The sequence below is a fragment of the Pseudoalteromonas sp. Of11M-6 genome (genome assembly GCF_022347905.1).
Classification (GTDB): Bacteria; Pseudomonadota; Gammaproteobacteria; order Enterobacterales; family Alteromonadaceae; genus Pseudoalteromonas.
Map to the genome: position 1 here is coordinate 1 of NZ_JAKRFW010000120.1, position 1,461 is coordinate 1,461.

Annotated in this window: 2 protein-coding genes and 1 pseudogene; 2 read left to right on the plus strand and 1 reads right to left on the minus strand. The window is 36.0% G+C overall.

Annotated features, from left to right (window positions below; genetic code table 11):
• Both MHN32_RS23575 and MHN32_RS23580 read left to right on the plus strand, forming a co-directional pair.
• Positions 1-226: hypothetical protein (locus tag MHN32_RS23575; RefSeq protein WP_239422986.1), on the plus strand; the 226-nt coding region annotated here is incomplete at its 5' end.
• 367 nt (positions 227-593) lie between these two features.
• Positions 594-1,058: a hypothetical protein gene (locus MHN32_RS23580; RefSeq protein WP_239422987.1), complete on the plus strand. Its 465-nt coding sequence runs from the start codon at positions 594-596 to the stop codon at positions 1,056-1,058.
• Positions 1,059-1,349: 291 nt separating this feature from the next.
• On the opposite strand, the pseudogene MHN32_RS23585 reads toward MHN32_RS23580, so the two are convergent.
• A pseudogene (locus tag MHN32_RS23585) lies at positions 1,350-1,461 on the minus strand (transposase); the annotation flags it as partial.

The window sequence follows — 1,461 nt, forward strand, 5'->3', positions numbered from 1 at the left end:
ACGGTATAAAGATATTGCAAAACACTTTTACCAAATAAGGAGTCCATACATGACACAGTCTAATTTAATTGCTATCGACTTGGCAAAAAACATTTTCCAGGTGGAACAGCTGAAAGACAATAAACTCAAGTTTAATAGCCAAAGCAAAAAACAAGTAAAAAAAGTGAAAGTAAAAACAAAAAAACAAGTAGGAAAAACAAGGAGGAAAATAAGAGAAAATAAGTGACACCCACTACTATTTGCATCAAAAACAGAAAACAAGAAAGAATAAATCAATAAGAAAGAATAAATCAATGACATCCATCACTATAAATCGGCTGCATGTTTGACTAGTCTTAATTATCAATTGCTGCAGGAGTAGGCTTTCTACTCTTTTTATTAAGAGGTTTTATGAATAATACAGAAACACAATCAATCGAAAGTATCTGGCAAGAGCAGCTTTCAGGTTATGGCTGTGATCCCGATTTAGCTTAGAATAAATCAATGAAATAAATCAATGACACCCATCACTATAAATCGGCTGCATGTTTGACTAGCCTTAATTATCAATTGCTGCAGGAGTAGGCTTTCTACTCTTTTTATTAAGAGGTTTTATGAATAATACAGAAACACAATCAATCGAAAGTATATGGCAAGAGCAGCTTTCAGGTTATGGCTGTGATCCCGATTTAGCTTATGCCAAAAATACGTTTTTTAACCAGTCTAACGAGTCTATTTCAGCAGCATTTTCTCGCAGCGTAATTGAAAGGGCAAATGAACTAAGAGTTATGCCTAATGTGTTATTTAATAAGTACTTTTACTTCTTCATTGACTTCCTAATGAACACAGATCATGAACCATTCGACGCTTCTGAGGTAGCGAGCTGTTTTGCATCCCTTCTCAAAGAGAAGCTGGATTCAAACTCTATTGCTAGCTCAGAACTCGTCAAGCAATCCAAAGGCGCGGTGGACTATTTAACGCGTAACACTATTTTTTTTAATGAGGATGCGGATATCTACGGTGATCTAGAAGCAAAGTTGAAGGCTTTAAAAAGCCAGTTAAAGACTTATCAAATTTAGGCTGCATCTGAGGTTAAAAATAGTGGTCAAATTGAGTTGGCCAATGAAAAGCTAATAAATAGATAAAAGAAATAAGTAAGAAATAAGTGACATCCATCACTATTAATATCCAAGCTGAGGAAGTGAAGTAAAAAAGTATAAAAATACTTCAACCACTTTGGTCAAAAACGTTTATAGATAGGCTAATTTTTAGCGCTCAGGCGTATCTCTTCACCAAAACAGGTTTATCGCGCACGACAAGGCGCTATAAATACAACAGTAAGAAATTCTAGAGTTGAAAAGCTTGCTCTGCTAAGCCAACAAACGCTCGCAGTTTGTTAGGTTTGTCCGCCGTCTTTTTTGCAGTGTTTCACAGTAAGCGGTTATTGTCCGCTCTCGACCAACTGCACCGTGGAATACCTGT